The 24,386-nt window shown below is 62.7% G+C and carries 26 protein-coding genes, 1 tRNA gene and 1 riboswitch; of the genes, 23 read left to right on the top strand and 4 right to left on the bottom strand.

Annotation, left to right across the window (positions count from 1 at the left end):
* Positions 1 to 51 precede the first annotated feature (51 nt).
* The 4 genes from ACO07D_RS10675 to ACO07D_RS10660 all read left to right on the top strand — a co-directional run bounded on the left by ACO07D_RS10675 (position 52) and on the right by ACO07D_RS10660 (position 2,279).
* Positions 52 to 975: a LysR family transcriptional regulator gene (locus ACO07D_RS10675; protein ID WP_421702921.1), complete on the top strand. Its 924-nt coding sequence runs from the start codon at positions 52 to 54 to the stop codon at positions 973 to 975.
* 78 nt (positions 976 to 1,053) lie between these two features.
* The gene (locus ACO07D_RS10670) at positions 1,054 to 1,677 is read left to right on the top strand and encodes a sulfatase-like hydrolase/transferase (protein WP_421702920.1); all 624 of its coding nucleotides are present in this window, start codon (positions 1,054 to 1,056) and stop codon (positions 1,675 to 1,677) included.
* A 133-nt stretch (positions 1,678 to 1,810) separates the two neighbouring features.
* Positions 1,811 to 1,969: a hypothetical protein gene (locus ACO07D_RS10665; RefSeq protein ID WP_421702919.1), complete on the top strand. Its 159-nt coding sequence runs from the start codon at positions 1,811 to 1,813 to the stop codon at positions 1,967 to 1,969.
* 22 nt (positions 1,970 to 1,991) lie between these two features.
* Positions 1,992 to 2,279 carry a hypothetical protein gene (locus ACO07D_RS10660; RefSeq protein ID WP_421702918.1) on the top strand — a complete coding sequence of 96 codons (288 nt, stop codon included), beginning with the start codon at positions 1,992 to 1,994 and terminating at the stop codon, positions 2,277 to 2,279.
* Between the two features lie 27 nt (positions 2,280 to 2,306).
* Here the strand turns inward: ACO07D_RS10660 and ggt are convergent, their stop codons facing one another.
* Positions 2,307 to 4,097, bottom strand: coding sequence for a gamma-glutamyltransferase (ggt, locus tag ACO07D_RS10655; RefSeq protein WP_421702917.1), 1,791 nt, complete (start codon positions 4,095 to 4,097; stop codon positions 2,307 to 2,309).
* Between the two features lie 176 nt (positions 4,098 to 4,273).
* Between ggt and ACO07D_RS10650 the strand changes: the two genes are divergently transcribed.
* From ACO07D_RS10650 to ACO07D_RS10630, 5 genes are all read left to right on the top strand, one after another.
* A complete protein-coding gene (locus ACO07D_RS10650; protein WP_421702916.1) occupies positions 4,274 to 5,104 on the top strand; it encodes a cytochrome c oxidase subunit II in 831 nt (276 codons plus the stop codon).
* A 79-nt stretch (positions 5,105 to 5,183) separates the two neighbouring features.
* A complete protein-coding gene (locus ACO07D_RS10645; RefSeq protein ID WP_421702915.1) occupies positions 5,184 to 6,956 on the top strand; it encodes a cbb3-type cytochrome c oxidase subunit I in 1,773 nt (590 codons plus the stop codon).
* Positions 6,953 to 7,651 (top strand): cytochrome c oxidase subunit 3, encoded by a 699-nt coding sequence (locus ACO07D_RS10640; RefSeq protein WP_421702914.1) that lies wholly within the window; start codon positions 6,953 to 6,955, stop codon positions 7,649 to 7,651. The genes ACO07D_RS10645 and ACO07D_RS10640 overlap by 4 nt, the downstream gene beginning before the upstream one ends.
* A 10-nt stretch (positions 7,652 to 7,661) precedes the next feature.
* Positions 7,662 to 8,378, top strand: a complete 717-nt coding sequence (locus ACO07D_RS10635) for a heme-copper oxidase subunit III family protein (protein ID WP_421702913.1) — start codon at positions 7,662 to 7,664, stop codon at positions 8,376 to 8,378.
* A gap of 9 nt (positions 8,379 to 8,387) precedes the next feature.
* On the top strand, positions 8,388 to 8,738 hold the full coding sequence (locus ACO07D_RS10630) for a cytochrome C oxidase subunit IV family protein (RefSeq protein ID WP_421702912.1): 351 nt from the start codon (positions 8,388 to 8,390) through the stop codon (positions 8,736 to 8,738).
* Here ACO07D_RS10630 and ACO07D_RS10625 read toward each other — a convergent pair.
* Positions 8,735 to 9,493, bottom strand: coding sequence for a DUF2189 domain-containing protein (locus tag ACO07D_RS10625; protein ID WP_421702911.1), 759 nt, complete (start codon positions 9,491 to 9,493; stop codon positions 8,735 to 8,737). The two genes, ACO07D_RS10630 and ACO07D_RS10625, sit on opposite strands and share 4 nt — an antisense overlap.
* A 442-nt stretch (positions 9,494 to 9,935) precedes the next feature.
* On the opposite strand from ACO07D_RS10625, the gene ACO07D_RS10620 reads away from it, so the two are divergent.
* From ACO07D_RS10620 to ACO07D_RS10590, 7 genes are all read left to right on the top strand, one after another.
* Complete coding sequence (locus ACO07D_RS10620; RefSeq protein WP_421702910.1) at positions 9,936 to 10,799, top strand: DUF2189 domain-containing protein; 864 nt, start codon at positions 9,936 to 9,938, stop codon at positions 10,797 to 10,799.
* Between the two features lie 143 nt (positions 10,800 to 10,942).
* Entirely contained in the window at positions 10,943 to 11,737 is a 795-nt protein-coding gene (locus ACO07D_RS10615) for a DUF2189 domain-containing protein (protein WP_421702909.1), read from the top strand.
* 256 nt (positions 11,738 to 11,993) lie between these two features.
* Positions 11,994 to 12,184, top strand: a riboswitch (cobalamin riboswitch).
* Positions 12,185 to 12,270: 86 nt separating this feature from the next.
* Positions 12,271 to 12,492 (top strand): glutaredoxin-like protein NrdH, encoded by a 222-nt coding sequence (gene nrdH, locus ACO07D_RS10610; protein WP_421702908.1) that lies wholly within the window; start codon positions 12,271 to 12,273, stop codon positions 12,490 to 12,492.
* A 22-nt stretch (positions 12,493 to 12,514) separates the two neighbouring features.
* Complete coding sequence (gene nrdI, locus ACO07D_RS10605; RefSeq protein ID WP_421705020.1) at positions 12,515 to 12,922, top strand: class Ib ribonucleoside-diphosphate reductase assembly flavoprotein NrdI; 408 nt, start codon at positions 12,515 to 12,517, stop codon at positions 12,920 to 12,922.
* The gene (gene nrdE / locus ACO07D_RS10600) at positions 12,904 to 15,027 is read left to right on the top strand and encodes a class 1b ribonucleoside-diphosphate reductase subunit alpha (RefSeq protein WP_421702907.1); all 2,124 of its coding nucleotides are present in this window, start codon (positions 12,904 to 12,906) and stop codon (positions 15,025 to 15,027) included. The genes nrdI and nrdE overlap by 19 nt, the downstream gene beginning before the upstream one ends.
* Before the next feature lie 24 nt (positions 15,028 to 15,051).
* Positions 15,052 to 16,023, top strand: coding sequence for a class 1b ribonucleoside-diphosphate reductase subunit beta (gene nrdF, locus ACO07D_RS10595; protein WP_421702906.1), 972 nt, complete (start codon positions 15,052 to 15,054; stop codon positions 16,021 to 16,023).
* Between the two features lie 79 nt (positions 16,024 to 16,102).
* A complete protein-coding gene (locus ACO07D_RS10590) occupies positions 16,103 to 16,651 on the top strand; it encodes a carboxymuconolactone decarboxylase family protein (protein WP_421702905.1) in 549 nt (182 codons plus the stop codon).
* A gap of 189 nt (positions 16,652 to 16,840) precedes the next feature.
* Here the strand turns inward: ACO07D_RS10590 and ACO07D_RS10585 are convergent.
* Positions 16,841 to 16,930, bottom strand: a tRNA-Ser gene (locus ACO07D_RS10585).
* A 181-nt stretch (positions 16,931 to 17,111) separates the two neighbouring features.
* Between ACO07D_RS10585 and ACO07D_RS10580 the strand changes: the two genes are divergently transcribed.
* Genes ACO07D_RS10580 through ACO07D_RS10550 form a run of 7 tightly spaced genes read left to right on the top strand, consistent with a single transcriptional unit; the run spans position 17,112 to position 23,509 of the window.
* Positions 17,112 to 18,017 (top strand): SPOR domain-containing protein, encoded by a 906-nt coding sequence (locus tag ACO07D_RS10580; protein ID WP_421702904.1) that lies wholly within the window; start codon positions 17,112 to 17,114, stop codon positions 18,015 to 18,017.
* A 19-nt stretch (positions 18,018 to 18,036) separates the two neighbouring features.
* The gene (locus tag ACO07D_RS10575; protein ID WP_421702903.1) at positions 18,037 to 19,209 is read left to right on the top strand and encodes a D-alanyl-D-alanine carboxypeptidase family protein; all 1,173 of its coding nucleotides are present in this window, start codon (positions 18,037 to 18,039) and stop codon (positions 19,207 to 19,209) included.
* Positions 19,209 to 19,832, top strand: coding sequence for a dTMP kinase (tmk, locus tag ACO07D_RS10570; protein ID WP_421702902.1), 624 nt, complete (start codon positions 19,209 to 19,211; stop codon positions 19,830 to 19,832). Before ACO07D_RS10575 ends, tmk begins: the two co-directional genes overlap by 1 nt.
* Entirely contained in the window at positions 19,829 to 20,956 is a 1,128-nt protein-coding gene (locus tag ACO07D_RS10565) for a DNA polymerase III subunit delta' (protein WP_421702901.1), read from the top strand. The genes tmk and ACO07D_RS10565 overlap by 4 nt, the downstream gene beginning before the upstream one ends.
* Positions 20,957 to 20,963: 7 nt before the next feature.
* Complete coding sequence (locus ACO07D_RS10560; protein WP_421702900.1) at positions 20,964 to 21,767, top strand: TatD family hydrolase; 804 nt, start codon at positions 20,964 to 20,966, stop codon at positions 21,765 to 21,767.
* Positions 21,767 to 22,564 carry an MBL fold metallo-hydrolase gene (locus ACO07D_RS10555; RefSeq protein ID WP_421702899.1) on the top strand — a complete coding sequence of 266 codons (798 nt, stop codon included), beginning with the start codon at positions 21,767 to 21,769 and terminating at the stop codon, positions 22,562 to 22,564. Before ACO07D_RS10560 ends, ACO07D_RS10555 begins: the two co-directional genes overlap by 1 nt.
* A 3-nt stretch (positions 22,565 to 22,567) precedes the next feature.
* Positions 22,568 to 23,509 (top strand): AEC family transporter, encoded by a 942-nt coding sequence (locus ACO07D_RS10550; protein ID WP_421702898.1) that lies wholly within the window; start codon positions 22,568 to 22,570, stop codon positions 23,507 to 23,509.
* 5 nt (positions 23,510 to 23,514) lie between these two features.
* On the opposite strand, the gene ACO07D_RS10545 is transcribed toward ACO07D_RS10550, so the two are convergent.
* Positions 23,515 to 24,297, bottom strand: a complete 783-nt coding sequence (locus ACO07D_RS10545; protein ID WP_421702897.1) for a helix-turn-helix domain-containing protein — start codon at positions 24,295 to 24,297, stop codon at positions 23,515 to 23,517.
* Positions 24,298 to 24,386: the final 89 nt, after the last annotated feature.

Genomic DNA, 24,386 nt, shown 5'->3' with positions numbered 1-24,386 from the left:
TCGTCTTCAAAAAAATAGAATTACCAGAACCCCACATCAGGAAATTCGAAGATGAACCTCAAGAACCTGCGCGCCTTCCTGCATGTCATGGACGAAGGCGCTCTTGTCGCCGCCTCGGAAAAGATGCACCTGTCGCAGCCCGCGGTCAGCCGGTTGATCCACCTGCTGGAGGAGGAGGTCGGCACCAAACTGTTCTATCGCGACCAGAAGACCCTGGCGCCCACGCCCGAGGCCGAGCTGTTCTACCCCGAGGCCCAGCGGGTCATCGCCGCCGTCGATGATTTTCCCGAGCTTTTTCGCCAGCTGCGCACAAATTCTCTGGTGCCATTGCGGATCATCAGCCAAATGCGGTCAGCCAACGGGCTGGTCATCCCGGCCCTGGTCAAGTTCGCCCATCGCTTTCCCGAGATCCGCACCACCCTGGACATTCATCCGCGTCGCGAGTTGGGGCGTCGGGTTCAGCAGGACAAGTTCGACCTCGGGGTTTATGTGGTGCCGATGCAAGTGGTCGGCGTCGAGTTGGTCGAACGGCGCGAGACCCGGTTGCATGTCCTTCTACCCAAGGGCCATCCCCTTGCCGAGCGTCCTTTGCTGACCCCGGCGGACATGGAGAACGAACGCTACGTGGCGCTGCGACGCGGATTGATGGCGCGCGAGGCGGTAGACCGGGCGTTGGCACGCTCAGGCGACACGCTGGAGATTTTTCACGAGGTCAGCAGCACCAATGCGGCGCTGCGCATGGTGGCGGGCGGCATCGGTTTTACCTTCAGTGATCCCACCGTGCTGGACCCGGGGTTTCGCGAAAAAGTCGTGCTGGTGCCCTGGGAACCAGAGATCCGCATGGACCTTGGCCTTTATGCCCCCAAGAACCAGTCCCAGCACGAGGCCACATCGGATTTCGTCGCCTGCCTGCATGAGGTCTGGGACGAGCAGGTGGGGCGAAGTGGACCGAAAATTCTGGAAAACGGAAGGTAGTTTCATTTAATTCGATTTTTCGGATGAAATCTCCGGCGCTACCCTATGGGCAACCCTGACCAACAGCGGAGAGAGCCCGTGAAGCATCCCGTCAACCGGCTCATCCTCATGTCGGACGAACACACCCGCCATGTTCTGGGATGCTACGGCAACCCGGTGGTGCAGCCCCCAAACCTGGACCGCCTGGCCACACGCGGCACAGTCTTTACCGACGCTTATACACCGGTGCCGATCTGCGTGCCTGCGCGGGCCAGTTTCGCCACCGGCATGTATGACCACGTCACCAGCCATTGGGACAATGCCACTCCCTATACCTGCCCCCCGCCAGCTGGGATCATGCCCTGTCGGAGGCCGGGCGCACGGCCGGTTCGATCGGAAAGCTGTATTATCGCAATGTCGACGACCCTGTGGGCCTGGATTTCCAAGAGACTCCGATGCATGTGGTCAATGGCGTTGGCGACGTGCTGGGATGTGTGCGTGAACCTCTGCCCAAACGCTGGAAGTCCCATGCCATGGCCGAAAAGATCGGCCCCGGGCGAGACCGCCTACACCGCCTACGACCGGTCCATCGCCGAGGCCGTGGCACGCTGGATGAAAGCGTGCGCGGATAGCAACAAACCCTGGACCCTGTTCGTATCAATGGTCGCCCCGCATTTCCCGCTGATCGCGCCGCAGGCGTTCTATGACCTCTATGCGGATTAGGGGCTGATGCCGACGAAGCCGCATCCGGAGCCCCCCCCTGGCACAAAGCCATACGCGCCTGCATCATGTATGACAATTTCACATCGGAACGCACCCGGATCGCCTTGGCCTCCTAATCTGGGTGGTCTCGTTCATGGATGCCAACATGGGCAAGGCTCCGGACGCGCTGGAGGTCGCCGAGCTGAGCGAAAGCACGCAAGTCATCTATACGTCGGGCCACGGCGACAATATCGGCGAGCGTGGGCTCTGGGAAAATCCAGCCTGTTCGAGGAAAGCGCGGGCGTGCCCCTGATCGCCGTCGGCCCGGTGCCTCGGTGCCCGAAGATCGCCCCGGCACCTCGCTGGTCACTCTCACGAACCAGCCCGGCGACCCCAATCGTGCCGTCTTCAGCGAATACCACGCCACGGGCGCGGCTACCGGAGCCTTCATGATCGGCGCGGACAAGGTCTATCTATCCGTGCGCGTCGGCCAGTGTCGCCGTGGTGGCTCGGCTCTGTGTTCCTTTGCCTCCCTTTGGGTCGTGACCCGACTGGACGGGAAGTGGGCCGCACAGCTGCGGTCGTCCTTTGCGAAGGACGACGAGAACAGTCGCAGCCGATGAGATCAATTGGGGGTCTCCCCCCAAATGTCACTGCCCCAAGGCAATCCCTTCCCGACGCGGGTCCGCGCCACCACGCAGAACCTCACCAACCGAAATCGCATGCAGGCCCGAGTTGAGGGATCTTGCATTAACCTCATAGCCCAGCGCGGCCAAAGGCTGTTCCAGGTCCGCAGCCCAGGTGCCCTGTTCCAGGTCATATGTCCCGAACCGGTTGACCAGATGTGGCATAGACACCGCCTGCTGGACGTCCATGCCCCAGTCGAGATGGGCGATGATCGCACCCGCCACGTAGCCGATGATCCGACTGCCGCCCGGGCTGCCGATCACCAGCACCGGCTTGCCATCGCGCAGAACAACTGTCGGCGCCATGGACGAGCGCGGCCGCTTGCCCGGTTCAACCCGGTTGGCAATCGGCACACCCCCCCGGTGGCTGCGGAAGGAAAAATCCGTCAGCTCGTTGTTCAGAAGAAAACCACGCACCATGAGGCGTGAGCCGAAGGCGTTCTCGATCGTGGTTGTCATCGACAGCGCATTTCCATGGGCGTCCACGATCGAGATATGCGAGGTCGACGGAAACTCGATGCTTTCATCATCGGCAAGCAGCAGGGCGTGATCCCACTCGGGCGCGCCGGGCGCGACCTCGGGCAATGCGTCGTCGCCCAACAGCAGATCGGATCGGGTCTCTAGGTAGCCCGGCGCGACCAACCCCTTGACCGGAACCGGCACGAAATCCGTGTCCGCCATGTAGCGCCCCCGGTCAGCAAAGGCCAAACGCGAGGCATCGCCGATCAGACGCCAGGCCTCCGGGCTTTGCGACCCGAGCGCGGCCAGGTCGTGGTGCTCCAGCATGCCCAGGATTTGCCCGACCGTCAGCGCGCCCGACGATGGCGGCCCCATACCGCAGACCTCATGCGCGCGATAGGTCACGCAGACCGGGGGCCGTTCAACCACGCGGTAGAGCGCCAGGTCGATCGTCGACAACCGCCCCGGGTTGCCCTCCGCCCCGCGCACGGTCGCGACGATGTCCTCGGCGATTTCACCGGAGTAGAACCCCGCCGCACCCTTGGCGGCCAGGGTGCGCAGGGTCTCGGCATAGGCTTCGTTCACCAAGCTATCTCCGGCGACAATGGGTTGCCCGCCGGGCAGGAAATAGGCCGCTGTCGCGGGGAAACGGCTCAGCCGCTCGGCATCCCCGGCCACAAGATCGGCCAGGCGTGGAGAAACGGTAAAGCCGCCCTCGGCCAGGGCAATCGCCTCGTCAAACAGGCCTGCCCAATTGGCACTGCCCCACCGCCGGTGCGCTTCCTCCATAAGCCGTGGCGTGCCGGGCGTGCCGACGGACAAGCCGCCGACTACGGCGTCAAAAAACCCTTTCGGCTCCCCGTCTTCGGTCAGGAACTGCCGTGGATCGGCGGCCAAGGGCGCGGTTTCGCGGGCATCCAGGGTGGTCAGCAGGCCGGTTTCCGCATCATGCCAGACCAGGAAGGCCCCGCCACCCAGCCCCGAGGATTGCGGCTCGACCAGGCCCAGAACCGCCTGCACCGCGACCATCGCATCCGCCGCCGTGCCGCCCTGCCGCAACACCCGCGCACCCGCCTCGACCGCCAGCGGGTTGGCGGCTGCGACCATCCACTCCCGCGCCTCGGTGGGGGTTCCGGCCACCTTGGCCTGCAACGCCGAACGGGCGGCCTCCGACAGCCCGTCAAAGGCGCTCGCCACACCGGTTTCCGCTTCGGGCGCCACCGCATCCGCGGCCTCCTGAGCATATGTGGGAACGGCCAGAAGCGCCGCAATAAAAGCGTATTTCCAATACCTCATGGTCGTACCTCCCAAAACCTCAGGCGTCCCCAAGAGACTATCACGGGGCGCTTAGGTGAGACAGCGTTCAGGGCTTCAACTGGATTAATTCACCAAATTGCCCTATGATAGAGCGGCTTACCAACGGACTGACTGCTGGGCACGCAAGGCGTTCAGACAGCAGGGAAAGGGGCGAGATGCCGATCGTGGTCGTGCTCGTCCTAGTCGTCGTAGGGTCTGTCGCGTTCCACATTCTAAGTCCCTGGTGGTGGACCCCAATCGCGTCGAACTGGGACTATATCGACACAACGCTGGTCATGACCTTCTGGATCACCGGCGCGGTTTTCACGGCCGTGATCCTGTTCATGGCCTATTGTGTATTCCGGTTCCGTCACACCGAAGGACGAAAGGCCGCTTTCGAGCCCGAGAACCGCCGATTGGAGCTCTGGCTGACCGCGATCACCGGTGTCGGCGTGGCGGCCATGCTGCTGCCGGGGCTGATCGTCTGGGACCAGTTCGTCACCGTCCCCGAGGGCGCGGATGAGGTCGAGGTCTTCGCCCAGCAATGGAGCTGGGATTACCGACTGCCCGGCGCCGATGGTCGGCTCGGCACCTCGGGCGCGGATTGGGTCAGCGCGGACAACCCGCTGGGCATCAATCCGCATGACCGGTTCGGCAAGGACGACATCATCGTCGAGGGCGGAGAGCTCTACCTGCCGCTGGATCGCCCGGTTCGGGTCTGGCTGCGGTCGGTCGATGTTCTGCACAACTTCTATGTGCCCGAGTTCCGCGCCAAGATGGACATGGTCCCCGGCATGGTGACCTATTTCTGGATCACGCCGACACGGACCGGCGAGTTTGAGGTCCTGTGCGCCGAATACTGCGGCACCGCACACGCCTACATGCGCGGTTCGGTCATCGTGGTGGGGGCCGAGGACTATCAGGAGTGGCTGGCCAACCAGATCACTTTCGAGGAATACGCCAAGGCCGCGCGCGACGGGCGGTCGGTGCGCGTTGCCGGACGCTGACCGGGTGGGAAAGAAGCGCGGCCCATCGAGGCACGCATAATCAAAGGGGACAAAAGGACAAGAAACGAGGAGGAGACAAATGGTCGATCACCGCTCGGATGAACACGTGGATCTACCCCCGCGCGAAGTTCCGGATGTCATGCCGCCCCATGCGCATGGCTGGATCGGTCGCTATGTCTTCTCGCAGGACGCAAAGTACATCGCCATTCAATACGCGGGCACGGCAGTGGCCATCGGGCTGGTCGCGCTGGTCCTGTCCTGGCTGATGCGGTTGCAATTGGGCTTTCCGGGTATCTTCGATTTCATCACGCCTGAAGCCTATTACCAGTTCGTCACCATGCACGGGATGATCATGGTGATCTATCTGCTGACCGCGATCTTTCTGGGGGGCTTCGGCAATTACCTGATCCCGCTGATGGTCGGCGCGCGGGACATGGTGTTTCCCTTCGTCAATATGCTCAGCTACTGGATCTACCTGCTGGCGGTGCTGGTGCTTGTCGCCAGTTTCTTTGTCCCCGGCGGGCCAACCGGGGCCGGGTGGACGCTCTACCCGCCGCAAGCGGTGCTGTCGGGCACCCCGGGCGGAGAGCAGAGCGGCATCATCCTGATGCTCCTGTCGCTGATCCTGTTCATCGTCGGCTTTACCATGGGCGGGCTGAACTACGTGGTCACGGTTCTGCAGGCGCGCACCCGTGGCATGACCATGATGCGCCTGCCCCTGACCATCTGGGGCATCTTTACTGCCACGGTCATGGCCCTGCTGGCCTTCCCGGCCCTGTTCGTGGCCTGCGTGATGATGTTGTTCGACAAGCTCTTGGGCACCTCCTTCTTCATGCCCACCCTGGTCGAGTTCGGCGAGAAGCTGAGCTATGGCGGCGGCAGCCCGATTGCCTTCCAGCACCTGTTCTGGTTCTTCGGCCATCCCGAGGTCTATATCGTCGCCCTGCCCGCCTTCGGCATCGTGTCCGACCTGATCGCGATCCACGCGCGCAAGAACATCTTCGGCTATCGGATGATGGTCTGGGCCATCGTCATCATTGGCGCGCTCAGCTTCATTGTCTGGGCCCACCACATGTATGTCAGCGGCATGCACCCCTATTTCGGCTTCTTCTTCGCCACCACCACGCTGATCATCGCCATTCCGACCGCGATCAAGGTCTACAACTGGGTGCTGACCCTTTGGCGCGGAGACATTCACCTGACCCTGCCGATGCTGTTTGCATTGGGCTTCATCGTGACCTTCGTCAACGGCGGGCTGACCGGGCTGTTCCTGGGCAATGTGGTGGTGGACGTGCCCCTGTCCGACACGATGTTCGTGGTGGCGCATTTCCACATGGTGATGGGCGTGGCGCCGATCATGGTCATCTTCGGCGCGATCTATCATTGGTATCCGAAGATGACCGGGCGGATGCTGAACGAGGCGATGGGCCAGATCCATTTCTGGGTCACCTTCATCGGTGCCTATGCGATCTTTTTCCCGATGCATTACGTCGGCCTAGTCGGCGTGCCGCGCCGCTATTACGAAACCGGCGACATGGCGTTCCTGACCGCCCCGGTGGACGGGCTGAACGCCTTCATCTCCGCCGCCGCCCTGGTGGTCGGCGCCGTGCAGGTGCTGTTCCTGTTCAACATCTTCTGGAGCATGCGCCACGGCAGGGCCTCCGGCCCCAACCCCTGGCGCGCCACCAGCCTGGAGTGGCAGACGCCGGACACGCCACCGAAACACGGCAATTGGGACGAACTGCCCAATGTCTACCGCTGGGCCTATGACTTCAGCGTGCCCGGCGCGCCCGAGGACTTCGTGGCCCAGAACGACCCATGGGTGCCGGATAAGCCGGAGGGTGCGTCATGACCGTCATTCTGACCTTCCTGGCGATCATCGCGATCGGGACCGGCTGGTGGCTATCGCAGCAACGGCTGATGTCGAAACCCTGGCTGGAGAGCGGAACTGCGCACGCTGCACATGGGCCAGCACACCACTCGGCGGGCGGCACCGGGCTGCTTGTCTTCGTGGTGGTGATCGGCGGGCTCTTCCCAATGCTGGGCAGCGCCTTCGTCATGCAGATTGACGCAACACCCTGGCAACTGGCCCCGTTGCCGCGTGTGGTCTGGGCCAACACAGGCCTTCTGGTGTTGGGCAGTCTCTTCATGCAGCTCGCGGTCCGAGCTGGCCGACAGCACAAGACACGTCTTTTACATTTCGGCCTGACTGCTGCCAGCCTGGCCACCCTGGCCTTCCTGGTCGGTCAGATCGAGGCCTGGCGCATGCTGACCGCCGGAGGATACCAACTGGGCAGCGCCCCCGCGGCGAGTTTCTTCTACCTGATCACCGGACTGCACGGGCTGCACATCCTGGGCGGGCTGCTGGTCCTTGGCGGGGTCTGGAGCGGCGGGCGTGGCGGGGCGAACCCGGACCAGAGACAGACACGCATCCGGCTCTGCGCCCTCTACTGGCACGCGCTGCTGGGCGTCTGGCTGATCCTGTTCGCACTGCTTCAGGGCTGGGGAAACGCCTTCCTGGCCCTGTGCCGCGCGGCCCTGACATGAGGAGGTTTCGATGGCCGGAAACACCATAGACAACGCACGGACCGACACGCGCAATGACATGGGCGGTTTCGTTGCCGACTGGAGCTCGGACCAGCGCGCCTTCAAACGCGTGTCCTGGGGCAAGGCGATGATGTGGATCCTGCTGCTCAGCGACACGTTCATCTTCGCCTGTTTCCTGGTGGCCTACATGACCGCGCGCAGCTCGACCCAGGTCGATTGGCCCAATGCCAGTGAGGTCTTCGCCCTGCACATCGGCGATCAGAATTTCCCGCTTCTGCTGATCGCCATCATGACCTTCGTGCTGATCTCGTCCTCCGGCACCATGGCGATGGCGGTCAACAACGCCTATCGCAAGGCGCGCGGCCCAACCGCGCTTTTGATGCTGGCCACGGCCGCGCTCGGCGCCACCTTCGTCGGCATGCAGGTATTTGAATGGAGCAAGCTGATTTCCGAAGGCGTGCGGCCCTGGGGCAATCCCTGGGGGGCGGAACAGTTCGGCGCCAGCTTCTTCATGATCACCGGGTTCCACGGCACCCATGTGACCATCGGCGTCATCTTCCTGTTGATCGTCGCCCGCAAGGTCTGGCGCGGCGACTTCGACCGGGACGAGCGTAGCTGGCTGTCCTCGGGCAAGGGCGACTACGAAAGCGTCGAGATCATGGGGCTCTACTGGCACTTCGTCGACCTGGTCTGGGTCTTCATCTTCGCATTCTTCTATCTCTGGTAGGGGGAAAACATGGCACATTCACCACAAACGAAATCCACCCTTGGCGACCACGAAGGGCAACAGCACCCTATCCGCCTCTACCTGACAGTCTGGGGGTTTCTGTTCGTGCTCAGCGCGGCCTCGTACTTCGTGGATTATGTCGGGCTTCAGGGTCTGCTGCGCTGGAGCCTCATCCTGATCTTCATGGCGCTGAAGGCGGGGCTGATCCTGGCGGTCTTCATGCACATGGCCTGGGAACGCCTGGCGCTGAGTTACGCGATCCTGTTGCCGCCGCTGGCCATGATCGGGCTGCTTGTCATCCTCATCGTGGAATCCGACTACACGGTGGCCACGCGGGTGATGGAGTTCGGATCGCCCTAGGTCTGATCCGGCTCCTCGAACCACACCAGCTTGCGATAAAGGTGCCAGGTCGCATGGCCCAGGACCGGCAACACGACAATCAGGCCGATGAGCACCGGCAGCGCACCGATCATGAGCAACCCAGCAACGATCGCCCCCCATGCCAGAACCGGCCCCGGGTTCTTGATCAGCGCAAGCGCGGATACCGACACCGCAGCGATCACCCCGACATCCCGGTCGAGCAGCAGCGGAAAGGACACCACGGTGGTTCCCAGGACGATGAAAGCAAAGACCAGGACCGCAAGGTTGCCATAAAGCAGCAAGACCCATCCCCGTTCCGTGCCGAACACGGCGGACAGAAACTCTGCTGGTCCGTCGAAGACAAGCCCGGAAAACACCCGGCCATAAAGCATCTGCGCAAACAGCAGCCAGCCCAGGAACAGAACCGCCAGCCACAGGCCCAGCGCCGCGATGGCGGGCAGCGCCGGGGAGCCCAGCACGGCGAAGATTTTCCGGGGCGCCGTGTCGAGCCCAAGCTCGCGCCGTCGGCTGAACTCATACAAGCCAAGCGAGACGAAGGGGCCAACCAGCGCGAACCCCGCAGTGAACGGATAGATCAGATGCCAGGCGCTCATCCTGGCAGTCAGGGCAAAGAGGCACAGCCCGATCAGCGGACAGATGAGCGCCGCGAAGATGTAGTGAGAGAACCCGGCGCCAAAATCATGCACCCCCAGCCGCAACGCCTCGCGCAAATCAGACAGAGGGATTCGGCGCACCAGAATCCTGGTCCCGACGGACCCGCCTGCGCGGAGAATATGCATGTGTCTCATACCGTCCCTCCCGTGATGTCTCTCGGTGCGACGTCGTCTCTTCGGCGCCGCATGTTTGGCGGGCCGGTTTGGCGCCACTTTGAGGCGGCCAGTTGCTGCCGGGTTCAAACGGGCCGAATGACGCGTGGCACCAGCCCCACGCCCCTGTTGGACGTTGAGGTTTGCCCCGCCTCCCATTTGGAACAACGGACCTCATGATAGCACGTTTTAAAGCGCAGCGCGGCATTCAAATCCCGTTCACGTTCGATTGAAACCACCCCCGCGGACCGGCGTAAACATGACAGTCGGGCCTGTTTCTGCTAGACTTGAGGGGTCTTGGCACAGGTCCGATGCGGTCATCTTGCTGAGCGGCCGCGCCTGTCGCCTTCAGATGGGTGAGGAAACGCGCATGGTCAAAACAATCGGAAATCCATTCTCCTGGACCGCACGGATGTTCGGTCAGGGCGCGCAGGGTGCAGGCGAAGCGACGAAAGAGTTTGCTGGCCGGGACACTGCGCCAATCGAAATCCGTGACATTGGGGTCTCTGACCTCAAGGTCGCATTGCAAAAGGGCGCACAGGACTTCATGGCGTTCCGATCGGACGTGATCTTCATCATCGTGATGTATCCGATCATCGGCTTCCTTCTGGTCTGGTTCGCGTCGAATACCGACTTCCTGCCGCTCGTGTTCCCGCTGATCTCCGGCTTTGCCCTGGTGGGTCCGATTGCAGCCATCGGCCTATACGAGATGAGCCGACGCCACGAACGCGGAGAGGCGGTCAGTTGGCGTCACGCCTTCGACGTCCTGCGGTCGCCCTCCTTCGTTCCCATCCTCGTTCTCGGCGGCTTCCTTCTGTCGATCTTTGTGGTCTGGATGTATGTCGCATCCTGGATTTACTTCCTGACCCTGGGGCCGGAACCGCCGACCTCGATCGCGACATTCGCACGGGACATTTTCACCACAGGCGCTGGCTGGGCGATGCTGGTCAGTGGCATCGGGATCGGGTTCCTGTTTGCCGCACTGGTGCTGGCCATAAGCGTGGTGTCCTTCCCGCTTCTCATCGACCGCCACGTGGGTCTGCCCGCAGCGGTCGTGGCCTCTGTGCGGGTCACCGCGCAAAACCCCGTCGCCATTGGGGCCTGGGGCCTGGTCGTCGTGGCATTCCTGGGCATTGGCGTTCTGACGCTGTTCATCGCGATGATCATCGTATTGCCAATCCTGGGCCATGCGACCTGGCACTTGTACCGCCAGGCAATTGCCGATCGCAGATAACGCGGCAAGGCCGGTCGTCGCCCCTTGGGTCTCAGGGACCTGGACGCAACCAAGCACAGCCAGCAGGCGCCTGAACGCTCGCTTTGATCGGCGCGGTCGCAACCGTTCCGGGTCACGTTGCAGTTTAACAAGGGGAGGAACACATGGAGAAGCTTTCTGATATTCCCGAACTGAAAACCGCACACATGGGCATGTTGCGCGAGGCGCTGCGGCTCGGATGGCGCGACTTCCGCAGCGCCCCGATATTCGGCCTGATCTGCGCCGGGCTTTGCGTGGCGGCAGGGTGGGTCATGGTCTGGATAACACTGCAGACCGGGATGATCTTCTGGCTGCTGCTGGCGGCCTTTGGCTTTCCACTGATCGCCCCCTTTGCCGCCATCGGGCTTTACGAGGTGTCGCGCCGTCTGGAGCGCGGGGAGGCGCTGTCGCTTGGCGCGGTCTTCGGTGTCGTGCTGCGCCAGAGCCGCCGACAGCTGCCTTCAATCTGCATGATGGTGCTGGGCCTGTTCCTGATCTGGGTCTGGCTTGGGCACATGATCTTCGCCCTCTTCATGGGGCGCGTGACGATGGTCAATATCATGACCTCCTTCGAAGTCTTCGTGAGTCCGAATGGCGTCGCGATGCTGGGTGTCGGCATGGCCGCCGGGGCGATAATCGCCTTCCTGCTCTTTTCAATCACGGTCCTGTCGATCCCGATGCTTCTGGACCGGGAGCTGGATTTCGTGACCGCCATGGTCGCCAGTTTCTCCTATGTCATGACCAACGGCGCGGTCATGTTGACATGGGCCCTGTTCATCGGCGCCCTCACGCTGCTGGCCCTGGCGCCATGGTTCCTGGGGCTGTTCATCGTACTGCCCCTGCTTGGGCATGCCAGCTGGCACCTCTACAGCCAGATTGCGTCGATACAAACACAGGCTACGGGCGCGGTGCAGGCCTGACCCGCCCCTGTGGCATCAGGATGCGGGGCACTTCCGGTTGTAGCGAACGGCGCAACAATTGTGCTTGCCAGACTGCTCTTGGCAAGGGCTCTCCGTACAACACGCTCAGCCAACCTATGACCACATCTGCAATAAGGTGAGGCTCACAACCAGGACCGACAGCCGGGAAGGACTCTGCACAGTACCCGGACCTGCATGAAGACAAGAAAATAGCAGCCAGAATATTCCATATATTGACAGTAGTCGCCTTTCGACCCCAATATCATGTTGCTTCGGTTCCTTCGATTCTGATCGAGGGCTAAGAGGGAAACCGGTGAAAATCCGGTACTGCCCCCGCAACTGTAAGTGGATAGCAAGGCCGATCACGCCACTGAAAGCACGCTTTCGGGAAGGCCGGTCAAGCGAGAATCCGCGAGTCAGGAGACCTGCCGCGAGCGCGAAAATATGACCACGAACGGAGGGTTCGGGGGCGTGTTCAGGGAGGTTTCCCGGCACTGCGTCCTCGAGTTTGCCAATAAAAGGACAGAGGACAGATGAGCATCATCGTTTATTCCAAACCCGCTTGCGTGCAATGCACCGCCACCACCCGCGCACTGGATGCGAAAGGTGTCGATTACGACGTGGTGGACCTGACGCAGGATGATGATGCGCTGTCTCATGTGACCGAACTGGGCTACCGCCAAGCCCCTGTTGTGGTGGCCGGTGGCGACCACTGGTCGGGCTTTCGCCCGGACATGATCGCCCAGCTGGCCTGAGGTGGGCGGCCAAGCCCCGGCGCTGGTCTATTACTCTTCAAGTTCGGGCAATACCGAACGGTTCGTGACGCGGCTGGGATGGTCTGCCGCGCGCATTCCGATTGACCCTGACGCGCCCACGCCCGCCCCGGAAGGCCCGTTCGTTCTGATCTGTCCGACCTATGCGGACGGTGAAGGGCGGGGGGCGGTCCCGAAACAGGTGATCCGTTTCCTGAACGATCCTGCCACCCGCGCGCGTCTGGTGGGCGTGATCGCGACCGGCAACCGAAACTTCGGTGCGACCTACGCCCTGTCGGGTCGCATCATCGCAAAGAAATGCCAGGTGCCGCAGCTCTATTCCTTCGAGCTTGCGGGCACCGAAACCGACATCGCCCGCGTGCGCGAGGGCCTGACCAAACTGGGGGAAAACCTATGCTCGACAGCGACCTGAACACGCTGGATTACCACGCGCTGAACGCGATGCTGAACCTCTATGATGGGGACGGCAAGATCCGTTTCGACGCCGACCGCATGGCCGCGCGACAGTATTTCCTGCAGCATGTGAACCAGAACACCGTGTTCTTCCATTCGCTGGATGAGAAACTGGGATATCTGGTCGAGGAAGGTTATTACGAAGACGCGGTTCTGGACCAATATTCCAAGAACTTCATGCGCAAGATCTGGGAAGCGGCCTATGCCAAGAAATTCCGTTTCCCGACCTTCCTGGGCGCCTTCAAGTATTACACGTCCTACACGCTGAAGACCCGCGACGGGCAGCGCTATCTGGAGCGCTATGAAGACCGCGTCGTGATGACCGCGCTGTGCCTGGCGCGTGGGGACGAAGACCTTGCCATGTCCTTCATGGACGAGATGCTGTCGGGCCGGTTCCAGCCCGCGACGCCCACCTTCCTGAACGCAGGCAAAGCGTCACGCGGCGAGCTGATTTCCTGCTTCCTGCTTCGGTTGGAAGACAACATGGAAAGCATCGGGCGGGGCATCAACTCGGCGCTGCAGCTGTCCAAGCGCGGCGGCGGCGTGGCGCTTCTGCTCACGAACATTCGTGAGCACGGCGCACCGATCAAAGGGATCGAGAACCAATCCTCCGGCGTCATTCCGGTGATGAAGCTTCTGGAAGACAGCTTTTCCTACGCCAACCAGCTGGGCGCGCGCCAGGGCGCAGGCGCAGTCTATCTGAACGCCCACCACCCTGACATCATGCGCTTTCTGGACACCAAGCGCGAAAACGCCGACGAAAAAATCCGCATCAAGACACTGAGCCTGGGCGTGGTGATCCCGGATGTCACCTTCGAACTGGCCAAGAAGAACGCGGACATGTACCTGTTCTCGCCCCATGACGTGGAGCGGGTCTATGGCGTGCCCTTCTCGGAAATCTCGGTCTCGGAAAAGTATCACGAAATGGTCGAGGACAAGCGCATTCGCAAGTCCAAGGTGAACGCGCGCGCCTTCTTCCAGACGATCGCGGAAATCCAGTTCGAGAGCGGCTACCCCTACGTGATGTTCGAGGACACAGTGAACCGCATGAACCCGGTGGACGGGCGCATCAACATGTCGAACCTGTGTTCGGAAATCCTGCAGGTGAACACGGCATCCGAGTTCAATGACGACCTGAGTTATGCCCACCTGGGCACGGATATCTCCTGCAACCTGGGATCGCTGAACATCGCCAAGACCATGGATGGCAAGGATCTGGGCCAGACCGTGGGGGCGGCGATCCGGTCGCTGACGGCGGTGTCGGAAATGTCGGCGATCGACAGCGTGCCGTCCGTGCGGCGCGGCAATGACGAAAGCCACGCGGTCGGGCTGGGGCAGATGAACCTGCATGGGTATCTGGCACGCGAACGGGTGCATTATGGCAGTCCAGAGGGGGTGGAATTCACCTCCGTCTACTTCGCTGCCGTAGCCTTTCACGCGATCCGTACCTCCTGTGAGTTGGCACAGGAGAAGGGTGAGGCGTTCAAGGGGTTCGAGAAATCCGACTATGCCTCCGGCACCTTCTTCGACAAGTACACCACCCGCGACTGGCTGCCCGAAAGCGAGACCGTCCAGCATCTGTTTGACGGGGTCGACCTGCCGACCCGCGCCGATTGGGCGTCGCTGAAGGCGGACGTGATGAAACACGGGATCTATAACCGCAACCTGCAGGCGGTGCCTCCGACCGGGTCGATCAGCTATATCAACAACTCGACCAGCTCGATCCACCCGATCGTGTCGAAGATCGAAATCCGCAAGGAAGGCAAGATCGGCCGCGTCTATTACCCGGCCGCCTTCATGGACAATGACAACCTGGACTATTACCGCGACGCCTATGAGATCGGTCCAGAGGCGCTGATCGACACCTATGCGGCGGCCACGGAACATGTGGACCAGGGGCTGTCCCTGACCCTGTTCTTCCCGGCCGAAGCGACCACGCGGGATATCAACAAGGCCCAGATCTATGCCTGGAAGAAAGGCATCAAGACCATCTACTACGTGCGCCTGCGCCAGGAGGCCCTGGAGGGCACCGAGGTTCAGGGCTGCGTGTCTTGCACGCTGTAATCGCGCTTTGATCGGAGAGAACCCATGAAAGACATGCCCACCACCACGGTCCCGCGCGCGATCAATTGGAACCGCCTGGACGACGATAAAGACTTGGAGGTCTGGAACCGCCTAACGGTGAATTTCTGGCTGCCGGAAAAGGTCCCGCTTTCCAATGACATTCCCAGCTGGGCCACGCTGACGGACCACGAAAAGGAACTGACCATTCGCGTGTTCACGGGCCTCACGCTTCTCGACACGATCCAGAACACGGTCGGCGCGCCGTCCCTGATGCCCGACGCGGTGACCCAGCATGAAGAGGCCGTTCTGACCAACATCGCGTTCATGGAGGCGGTGCACGCGCGCAGCTATTCGTCAATTTTCTCGACGCTCTGCTCGACCAAGGAAATCGACGAGGCCTTCCGCTGGGCCGACGAAAACCCGCATCTGCAAGCCAAGGCCCGCGCGATCCTGGACACCTATGCGCCGGGCAACGATCCCTTGAAGCGCAAGATCGCCAGCGTCTTCCTGGAAAGCTTCCTGTTCTATTCCGGCTTCTACCTGCCAATGTACTGGTCCTCGCGCGCCAAGCTGACCAACACCGCTGACCTCATCCGCCTGATCATCCGCGACGAGGCGGTGCATGGCTATTACATCGGCTACAAGTTCCAACGCGGCTATGAAAAACTGTCAGAGGCCGAACAGCAGGAGTTGAAGGACTATGCCTTCTCGCTGATGTTCGAGCTATACGGCATCGAGAACCAGTATACCGAAGAGCTTTATGACGAGATCGGCCTGACCGAGGATGTCAAAGTCTTCCTGCATTATAACGCCAACAAGGCCTTGCAGAACCTCGGGTTCGAGGCGTTGTTCCCGCCCGAAGTCTCCGAGGTAAACCCGGCAATCCTGGCCGCGCTCAGCCCCGACAGCGAGAACCATGATTTCTTCTCGGGCTCGGGCTCGTCTTATGTCATCGGCAAGGCGGTGGCCACGGAAGACGAAGACTGGGATTTTTGAACGCAAAGGGGCGCCGCTTTGTGCTACCCTTTTGTTCCTATCCTTAACTGGATGGTTCGTGGGCGAACAGGGGACGGGCATGGCACATTTTGAAGGACTTACGCCAAACAGCGGACTGACCGAGGTCTTGAGGGCCTTTCCCCGGAACTCCAAGCCGCTGCTCCACCTGCTCAATAGTATCATGTGCGCCGATGGAGAGCTGTCGCGGGGGCAGCGTGAAACGATTGCGGCCATCGTTTCGCAGCAGAATGATGTCGCCTATTGCGCCTTCTACCACTCCTTATTCGCCGAGGTTTTGACAGCCCCAAACGCCCAGCCCAATGTCGACGTCGAACCGCTGGCGGAATATGCACGCCGCCTGATCGTGGGCGATAGCGGAGAGCTGGATCGCGCATTCAAGGCAGCCTTGAGCGCTGGCTGGAGCCAAGCCGCACTCTACGAAACCGTTGAAGTCGTCGGGATCTTCAACTTCATCAATACCATCGTCAAAGCCGCCGGTCTTGTTCAACCGCAAGCGCGCCCCTGCCCCATGCCCACAGCTGAGGGCCTTGCGCATTCCTATATGGACATGGCTGAAAGCATTGGCAGTTGTTCTCCCGGACCAGTGTCCAGTTGCCGTTCTCGATGATCGTGCTTTCATGGACCACCTCGCTGCGATCAAAAGTGCGCAGTTCGGCACGGAGTGTAGAGTTTTTGAGGTTTCAGTGAGTGCATGTCATGCCCTGCAAGCACGAACGCCTATGGGGATGCGAAGCGGGCCGACGTCGCCAAGGAATCCTACACCTTACTGTCTTTCATTGATTTTTAGGTACGTTTTTGGCGGAGGAGGTGGGATTCGAACCCACGGAGGACTTTCACCCTCGCCGGTTTTCAAGACCGGTGCATTCGACCACTCTGCCACTCCTCCGGGGGTGCGGGCCGCATTCGCACAGGGTTAGCCCGGGTCGCGGGATTTTGAAAGGGCGAAATGCGGGCTGATTTGTGCCGAATGCACGGCGCGGCCTTTTCAGGGGCGTAGCGGCTCGCTAGACTGCGCGCAACAAGGGGTGGAAGCCCCGAACAGGGCAGTTGGGTTCAAGGGGCATGACATGAAACGCAGGACCACGCAGGCAGTGGCGCTACTTCTGGGCAGCGCGGTAGTTCTTTCGGCATGCGAACCTGGGCAGATGCCCGGTTTTCTGCAAGGCGGCGGAGGGGAAACCGCGCCGCGGGCCGGGGGCGAAACGCGGCTGGTCGAACGAGATGTCGAAGCACCTGAGGTCTTTCAGATCACCGAGAACGGACTGTGGGACGGGCGTCCCAGCCTTGGCGGCGTCTGGGTGGCCCACCCGGAGGCTCAGGACCCCGAACGCGTCATCATCCGCAATGAGGCCAACGGCAAGTTTGTCATCGGCGCCCTGTTCCGTCGCGAACGCGAGGTGCCCGGGCCGCGCTTCCAGGTCAGCTCGGATGCTGCCGACGCGCTGGGCATGCTGGCGGGATCGCCGGTCACGCTGAACGTGACCGCCCTTCGTCGCGAAGAGGTGCCAGATCCGACTGCTGAACAGGATCCCACCGCAGGAAATGATCCGCTGGAACCGGCGGAGGAGATCGCGGCAGAAACGTTGGACGACACCGGCGAGGTTGAGACGAACCCGATCGCCGCCGCTGCCGCGGCTCTGGACGAAGTCGAGGCCGCCACCGGAACCGGTGCCACCACCGCCGCAGTCGAGACACCGCCGCCCGCCGCCCCTGCCCCGCGCGCGCCGGTTGCGTCCGGCTTGGCCAAACCCTTCATCCAGATCGGCATTTTCAGCGTCGAGGGCAACGCCGCCAACACCGCCGAAAGCCTGCGCCGCGCCGGGATGGTTCCGACCATCAAGCCCGGCAGCTCCGCAGGCAAGTCCTTCTGGCGCGTCGTGGTCGGCCCGGCCACCTCGGCCAGCGAACGTGCTGCCCTTCTGAAGAAGATCAAGGCATTGGGCTTTGCCGATGCCTACTACGTGACCCACTGAGCCGGAAAGGACGCCCCACATGCGCCGTCTTGCCCTTCTAGCCGCCGCCTTCGCGGCCGTCTTGGCCGTTCCCGCCCACGCATTCGAGACCCGCGCCAGCTCGGCCTTCGTCTTGGACGTGACCACCGGCACGGTCCTGTTCGAGAAAGAGGCCGACGTGCCTCTGCCGCCAGCCTCCATGTCCAAGCTGATGACGCTGAACATGCTGTTCGAGGCACTGGCGGACGGGCGCGTACAGATGGACACGCAGTTCGGCGTGTCGGACCGGGCCCAGGCGATGGGCGGCTCGACCATGTTCCTGAACACCACCGACCGTCCCACGGTCGAGGAACTGATCCAGGGCATCATCGTGCAATCGGGCAATGACGCCTGTGTGGTCGTAGCCGAGGCCCTCGGCGGCACCGAGGACGCCTTTGCCCGCATGATGACCGAACGCGCCGAGGCCCTGGGCATGATGAACAGCTCGTTTGGTAACTCCTCCGGCTGGCCGCACCCGGCGCAGCGCATGTCGATGGAGGATCTGGCAATCCTCGCCAGCCGCCTGATCACCGAATTCCCGCAGTACTACCCCTATTTCAGCCAGACTGAGTTCCTGTTCGATGGCCGTGCGCCCGACAACCGCCGCAACCGCAACCCGCTTTTGCGGTTGGGCATCGGCGCGGACGGGTTGAAGACGGGCCACACACAGGAGGCGGGCTACGGCCTGGTCGGCTCAGCCCTTCAGGGTAAACGCCGCGTCGTCTTCGTGATCTCGGGGCTGGACAGCGAATCCGCTCGCGCCGAGGAGAGCGAGGCCGTGGTCAACTGGGCTTTCCGCCAGTTCGCCATGCGCACGCCCGTGAAGGCGGGCGAACGTGTGGCCGAGGCCGAGGTTTGGCTGGGCGACGCCCCAAGCGTTGGCCTGGTCCCCGGGGCTGACATTGAAATGCTGGTCCCCGCGATGCAGCGTGACGGGATCGAGGCCAAGGTGACCTGGAACGGCCCCATCGAGGCGCCGATCACCGAAGGTCAGGAACTGGGCCAAATGATCATCGCCCGCGATGGGCTGCCGGAAATGACCGTGCCGCTTTATGCCGAGGCCGCCGTGGGCAAGGCAGGGTTCGTGCCGCGCCTACAAGCGGCTGCCGGCAAGGTCATCGGCATGATCCAGGGCGGAAGCACAGGCGCTGCGCCCGAGGCGGCCACCAACTGATGCAGGACGGGCTGTTCATTACCTTCGAGGGCATCGACGGGTCGGGCAAATCGACCCAGGCGCGCCTGCTGGCCGAAACCCTGCGCGCAGAAGGCCACAACGTGATCCACACCCGCGAGCCGGGCGGCAGCCCGGGGGCCGAGGAAATCCGCGCCCTTGTGCTGGAAGGCGACCCGGACCGTTGGTCGGCCGAGACGGAACTGCTGCTGTTTACCGCTGCGCGGCGCGACCATCTGGAACGGCTGATCGAACCGGCCCTAGCGGAGGGCAAGACGGTGATCTGTGACCGGTTTGCGGATTCCACGCGGATTTACCAGGGCAGCCGTTCCGGCAACAAGCGCGCCCAGGTGGACGCACTTCATGACCTCATGATCGGGCGCGAACCGGATCTGACCTTCATCATCGACATGGACCCGAACACCGGCCACGCCCGTGCAAAAGGGCGTGGCGGCACCGAGGAACGGTTTGAGGATTTCGGCGCCGAGCTGCAGGCGAAGATGCGCGAAGGCTTCCTGGACCTGGCGCTGGAGTTTGCCGACCGCTGCGTCGTGGTGGACGGGGCGCGCTCGATTGACGAGGTCGCCAAGGACGTCGCCCATATCGCCCGGACCCGCATGTCATGAGCGACCCTGCCGACCTGCCGGAACCGGACCGTGTTGAAGGCGCCCCACACCCACGGGAAACCGAAAACCTGCTGGGCCAATCCGAGGCCGAGGGCCGTTTTCTGGAGGCCTACACCTCCGGTCGCCTGCATCACGCCTGGTTGATCACCGGCCCGCGTGGCGTGGGCAAGGCGACGCTCGCCTGGCGGCTTGCGCGATTTCTGCTGGCGACCCCGCCCGATGATGGCGGCATGTTCGCGCCCGAACCGCCATCGACCCTGGATATCGACCCCGAACACCCGGTGGCGCGTCGCCTGATGGCGCTGTCCGAACCCGGGTTGTTCCTGCTGCGCCGTGGGCCGAACGACAAGGGCGACAAGCTTTCCCAGGACATCCGCGTCGACGAGACCCGCAAACTCAAGGGTTTTCTGCACATGTCAGCCTCGGACGGCGGGCGGCGTGTGGTCATCGTCGACTCCGCGGATGAGCTGAACACAAACGCCGCCAACGCGATCCTGAAACTGTTGGAGGAACCGCCCGAGGGGGCCGTGTTTCTGCTGATCTCGCACCAGCCCACGCGGCTTCTGCCCACCATCCGCTCGCGCTGCCGCGAACTGCGTCTGGCCCCATTGCCACCGGACGTTCTGACCCAGGCGCTGGCCGCCGCCGGAGCCGAGGGCGACATCCAGACCGATGCCCTGGGTCAGCTGGCCGCAGGGTCGGTGGGTGAGGCGCTGACACTGACCCATCTGGATGGGCTGGGGCTCTATGGTGAAATCTGCGCGACCTTTGCCGAGGCACCGCGTTATGACCGACCCCGCGCGTTGAAGCTTTCTACGCAGGCGACCGGTGCGGCGAACGCGGATCGTTATGACCTGATCCTGCATCTTTTCGACCTGTTCCTGACCCGCTTGGCCCGCACCGGCGCCGGTCTGCCCCCCGCCGCCGAAGCCGCGCCGAACGAGGCTGCGATCCTGTCCCGCCTGTCGCCCGGCGGTCCCGCCGCCCGCGCCTGGGCCACGACACAACAGGAGCTGTCCGCCGCCGCCCAGCATGGCCGTGCGGTGAACCTTGACCCTTCTGCGCTCATCCTTGATATGGTCTTCAGGATCAATGAAACGGCGGACGCAGTTGCCGCCCGATGAGGCGGCCATGAGCATTCCCCAAATCACTGATAGCCACTGTCACCTGGACTTCCCGGATTTCGAGGGCCAGCTGGATCAGATCATCGCCAATGCGGCCGAGAACGGCGTGACGCGCATGGTCACGATCTGCACCCGCCTGCGCAACATCCCGCAGGTGCAGGCCATCGCCGAGGCCCACGCACCTGTCTTCTTTGCCGGAGGCACCCACCCAATGAGCGCCGCCGAGGAACCGCTTGCCACCGTGGACGAGCTGGTCGCTCTGGCCGAGCATCCGAAATTCGTGGGCATCGGTGAAAGTGGGCTGGATTACCACTACACCGCCGAAAGCGCGCAGGTGCAGAAGGACAGCCTGCGCATCCATATTGAGGCCGCGCGCCAGACCGGCCTGCCCCTGATCATCCACGCCCGCGCGGCGGATGAGGACATGGCCCGCATCCTGTCCGAGGAACACGCCAAGGGCGCATATTCCTGTGTGATGCATTGTTATTGCTCCGGCCCGGAATTGGCGAAAACCTGCGTGGATCTGGGTTTTTACCTGTCCATGTCCGGCATCGCGACCTTCCCGAAAAGCCAGGAGGTGCGCGACATCTTCGCCGCCGCCCCGATCGACCGCATCCTGGTCGAAACCGACGCGCCCTATCTTGCGCCGCCGCCCTTCCGTGGCAAGCGAAATGAACCGGCCTATACGATGCACACGGCCAAGGTCGGGGCCGAGGTCTTCGGCATGGACTACGCCGATTTCGCCGCCCAGACCCAAGCCAATTTCGATCGGCTGTTTTCCAAAGTCACGGCCTATGAGGCGGCTGCCTGATGGGGCGCCTGACCTTCACCATCCTGGGCTGTGGCAGCTCGGGCGGGGTGCCGCGGCTGGGCGGCGAGTGGGGCGATTGCGATCCCGCGAACCCCAAGAACCGGCGCAGCCGCTGTTCGATGCTGGTGACCCGTGAGGAGGCCGCAGGCACCACCCGCGTGCTGATCGACACCTCGCCGGACATGCGCCAGCAGCTTCTGGACGCGGGCATCGGCAACCTGGACGCGGTGGTCTATACCCACGCCCATGCCGACCACGTGCACGGGATCGATGACCTGCGCATGATCGTCTACAACCAGCGCGCCCGCCTGCCGGTCTGGGCCGACCCGCCCACCCAGGACGCGCTGTTTGCCCGTTTCGGCTACGCCTTCGTGCAGCCCGAAGGGTCGAGCTACCCGCCGATCCTGGACATGCACACGATTGACGGCGACGTGACCATCGAGGGCGCAGGAGGGGAGATCACCCTGACCCCGTTCACGGTCGGCCATGGCCGCATCAATTCGCTGGGGTTCCGGGTGAGCGACCTGGCCTACCTGCCGGATGTGAACGAGATCCCGGAAGACACCTGGACCACGCTCATGGGGCTGGATTGTTGGGTGATCGACGCATTGCGCTACACCCCACACCCAACCCACGCCCATCTGGAACAGTCGCTGGAATGGATCGCGCGATCAGGCACCCGCCGCGCGGTGCTGACCAACATGCACATCGACCTGGACCATGCCCGGGTCGAGGCCGAGACGCCGGACCATGTCACCGCCGCCTATGACGGCATGACAATCAGCTACGATATCTGAGCCATGAGCGCGCTGGTCGAGGTCATCCTGCCCGTCTTTCTGGTGATCGCGGCGGGGTATGTGACCGTGTGGCGCAGGCTGTTCACCGGCCAGGTCATGGATGCGCTGATGAGCTTCACGCAAAGCTTCGCCATCCCGGTCCTGCTGTTTCGTGCAATTTCGCGGCTGGACCTGGCGGCGTCCTATGACCCGGCCCTGCTGATCAGCTTCTACACCGGCTCGGCGGCCGGGTTCACCGTGGGGCTGCTGGGCGCGCGGTACCTGTTCAAACGGCCCTGGACGGACTCTGTTGCCATCGGGTTTGGCGGGCTGTTTTCCAACCTGCTGCTGCTGGGCCTGCCGATTACCGAACGCGCCTATGGGGCGGAGGCTCTGGGGCCGAACTTCGTTCTGATCTCGCTTCACGCGCCGTTCTGCTACACGATCGGCGTCACCGCGATGGAGTTCGCCAAGGCAGAGGGCGTCGGTCTGGGCCAGACCCTGATGAGCGTGATGCGCTCCATGGCGCGCAACCCGCTGGTGATCGGCATCGTGGCAGGCTTTGCGGTGAACCTGTCGGGCCTCACCGTACCCGGCGTGGTCAATGACGCGGTGGACCTGCTGGCGGGCGCCGCCCTGCCTGCCGCCCTGTTCGGCCTGGGCGGGGTGCTGGTGCGCTACCGGCCCGAAGGCGACATGAAGATCGTGGCCCTTATTGCCGCCACATCACTGATCCTGCACCCCACGATCACCTTTACCCTGGGCAACCTCCTGTCACTGTCCACGGGCCAAATGCGGTCTGCGGTGCTGTCGGCGTCGATGGCGCCGGGGGTGAACACCTATGTCTTTGCCAATATGTATGGTGTCGGCAAACGGGTGGCGGCGACGCTGGTGCTGGTGGCCACGGGCCTGTCGATCCTGTCGATCTGGGTCTGGTTGGCAATCCTGGATTACACAACCGGCTGAGTGCCTCAGCTGATAGCCCCCGATAGGACCGAGCGCAGCTCCCCCGTCAGCTGGTCGGTCCAGCGCCCTCCCCGATTGCGCAAAGCGGGCATCAACTTGCCGCCTTGGGGCAGCAGCTCCAACGCGCAGTGTTCAATCCGCGTCACCTGGCGCATGGCCGGACGGCTAATCATCACCAGCCCCGGATAGACCTGGCTGTCGGACAGGGCCGGGTAGGACAGAAAGCTGAAGCTCAGCCGTTTGCCCGCAGGCTGAAAGGCCTGCATGACGATCCCATCGTCCTGATCCATCAGCCAGCCGCGAATGTCACGGCCCGGACGCCCCGGGATGGCCGGGTTACCATCGCGTCCCGGATCCTCCAGCGCACGAAACATCATCGCGCCCTGATGCCAGAACAGCCGCACTGTATAGCTGTTCACCCAGTCCTTGTTCAGTGACGAGCGCTGCCAATAGCGGTGGATACCCTCCGGTGGCGGGCTACGCAGGGCCAAAAGCTCGCGCCCACGATAGAGATAGTCGAAGATCGCGTTGAACGGCTGGATCATTTCGGCCCGCGTGTCGGAAAGCTGGTGCAGCGGCTCCAGCAGAATGCGCGCGTCCACGCCGAAATGGCTGCAGATGCGTTGCAGGACCTCCGGGCGCGGGCTGGCCTGGCCGCTCAGATACCGGTTGAACTGGGTGCGATTCACCCCCAGCTCGCGGCACAGCTCGGAAACAGACCGCTGCCCCTGCGTCAGAATGCGGAGATTGTCGGCGAAAATACCGTACAGCTCACGAGTGCTGGACATGATCCATCCCAAGAAGAGTCATCCCCTAGGACGACCCGTTGTTGCGTTTTGCGAAACCACCTTTTTGCATTTTGGGAATGTTTGCCACC

Source organism: Aliiroseovarius sp. (assembly GCF_965228805.1).
Lineage (GTDB): Bacteria > Pseudomonadota > Alphaproteobacteria > Rhodobacterales > Rhodobacteraceae > JASBTN01.
The sequence above is the reverse complement of the archived record's forward strand: the minus strand, read 5'-3'. Positions and strand labels throughout refer to the sequence as shown.

Excerpts from the sequence above, each read along its gene's own strand:
- ACO07D_RS10635 (WP_421702913.1), top strand. The coding sequence starts at position 7,662 with ATGGCCGGAAACACCATAGACAACGCACGGACCGACACGCGCAATGAC.
- ACO07D_RS10565 (WP_421702901.1), top strand. The coding sequence starts at position 19,829 with ATGAGCGACCCTGCCGACCTGCCGGAACCGGACCGTGTTGAAGGCGCC.
- nrdE (WP_421702907.1), top strand. The coding sequence starts at position 12,904 with ATGCTCGACAGCGACCTGAACACGCTGGATTACCACGCGCTGAACGCG.
- ACO07D_RS10630 (WP_421702912.1), top strand. The coding sequence starts at position 8,388 with ATGGCACATTCACCACAAACGAAATCCACCCTTGGCGACCACGAAGGG.
- ACO07D_RS10545 (WP_421702897.1), bottom strand. The coding sequence starts at position 24,297 with ATGTCCAGCACTCGTGAGCTGTACGGTATTTTCGCCGACAATCTCCGC.
- ACO07D_RS10650 (WP_421702916.1), top strand. The coding sequence starts at position 4,274 with ATGCCGATCGTGGTCGTGCTCGTCCTAGTCGTCGTAGGGTCTGTCGCG.
- ACO07D_RS10560 (WP_421702900.1), top strand. The coding sequence starts at position 20,964 with ATGAGCATTCCCCAAATCACTGATAGCCACTGTCACCTGGACTTCCCG.
- ACO07D_RS10590 (WP_421702905.1), top strand. The coding sequence starts at position 16,103 with ATGGCACATTTTGAAGGACTTACGCCAAACAGCGGACTGACCGAGGTC.
- ACO07D_RS10620 (WP_421702910.1), top strand. The coding sequence starts at position 9,936 with ATGGTCAAAACAATCGGAAATCCATTCTCCTGGACCGCACGGATGTTC.
- ACO07D_RS10675 (WP_421702921.1), top strand. The coding sequence starts at position 52 with ATGAACCTCAAGAACCTGCGCGCCTTCCTGCATGTCATGGACGAAGGC.
- ACO07D_RS10640 (WP_421702914.1), top strand. The coding sequence starts at position 6,953 with ATGACCGTCATTCTGACCTTCCTGGCGATCATCGCGATCGGGACCGGC.
- ACO07D_RS10575 (WP_421702903.1), top strand. The coding sequence starts at position 18,037 with ATGCGCCGTCTTGCCCTTCTAGCCGCCGCCTTCGCGGCCGTCTTGGCC.
- ACO07D_RS10550 (WP_421702898.1), top strand. The coding sequence starts at position 22,568 with ATGAGCGCGCTGGTCGAGGTCATCCTGCCCGTCTTTCTGGTGATCGCG.
- ACO07D_RS10555 (WP_421702899.1), top strand. The coding sequence starts at position 21,767 with ATGGGGCGCCTGACCTTCACCATCCTGGGCTGTGGCAGCTCGGGCGGG.
- ACO07D_RS10665 (WP_421702919.1), top strand. The coding sequence starts at position 1,811 with ATGGATGCCAACATGGGCAAGGCTCCGGACGCGCTGGAGGTCGCCGAG.
- tmk (WP_421702902.1), top strand. The coding sequence starts at position 19,209 with ATGCAGGACGGGCTGTTCATTACCTTCGAGGGCATCGACGGGTCGGGC.
- ACO07D_RS10645 (WP_421702915.1), top strand. The coding sequence starts at position 5,184 with ATGGTCGATCACCGCTCGGATGAACACGTGGATCTACCCCCGCGCGAA.
- ggt (WP_421702917.1), bottom strand. The coding sequence starts at position 4,097 with ATGAGGTATTGGAAATACGCTTTTATTGCGGCGCTTCTGGCCGTTCCC.
- nrdH (WP_421702908.1), top strand. The coding sequence starts at position 12,271 with ATGAGCATCATCGTTTATTCCAAACCCGCTTGCGTGCAATGCACCGCC.
- ACO07D_RS10615 (WP_421702909.1), top strand. The coding sequence starts at position 10,943 with ATGGAGAAGCTTTCTGATATTCCCGAACTGAAAACCGCACACATGGGC.
- nrdF (WP_421702906.1), top strand. The coding sequence starts at position 15,052 with ATGAAAGACATGCCCACCACCACGGTCCCGCGCGCGATCAATTGGAAC.
- ACO07D_RS10580 (WP_421702904.1), top strand. The coding sequence starts at position 17,112 with ATGAAACGCAGGACCACGCAGGCAGTGGCGCTACTTCTGGGCAGCGCG.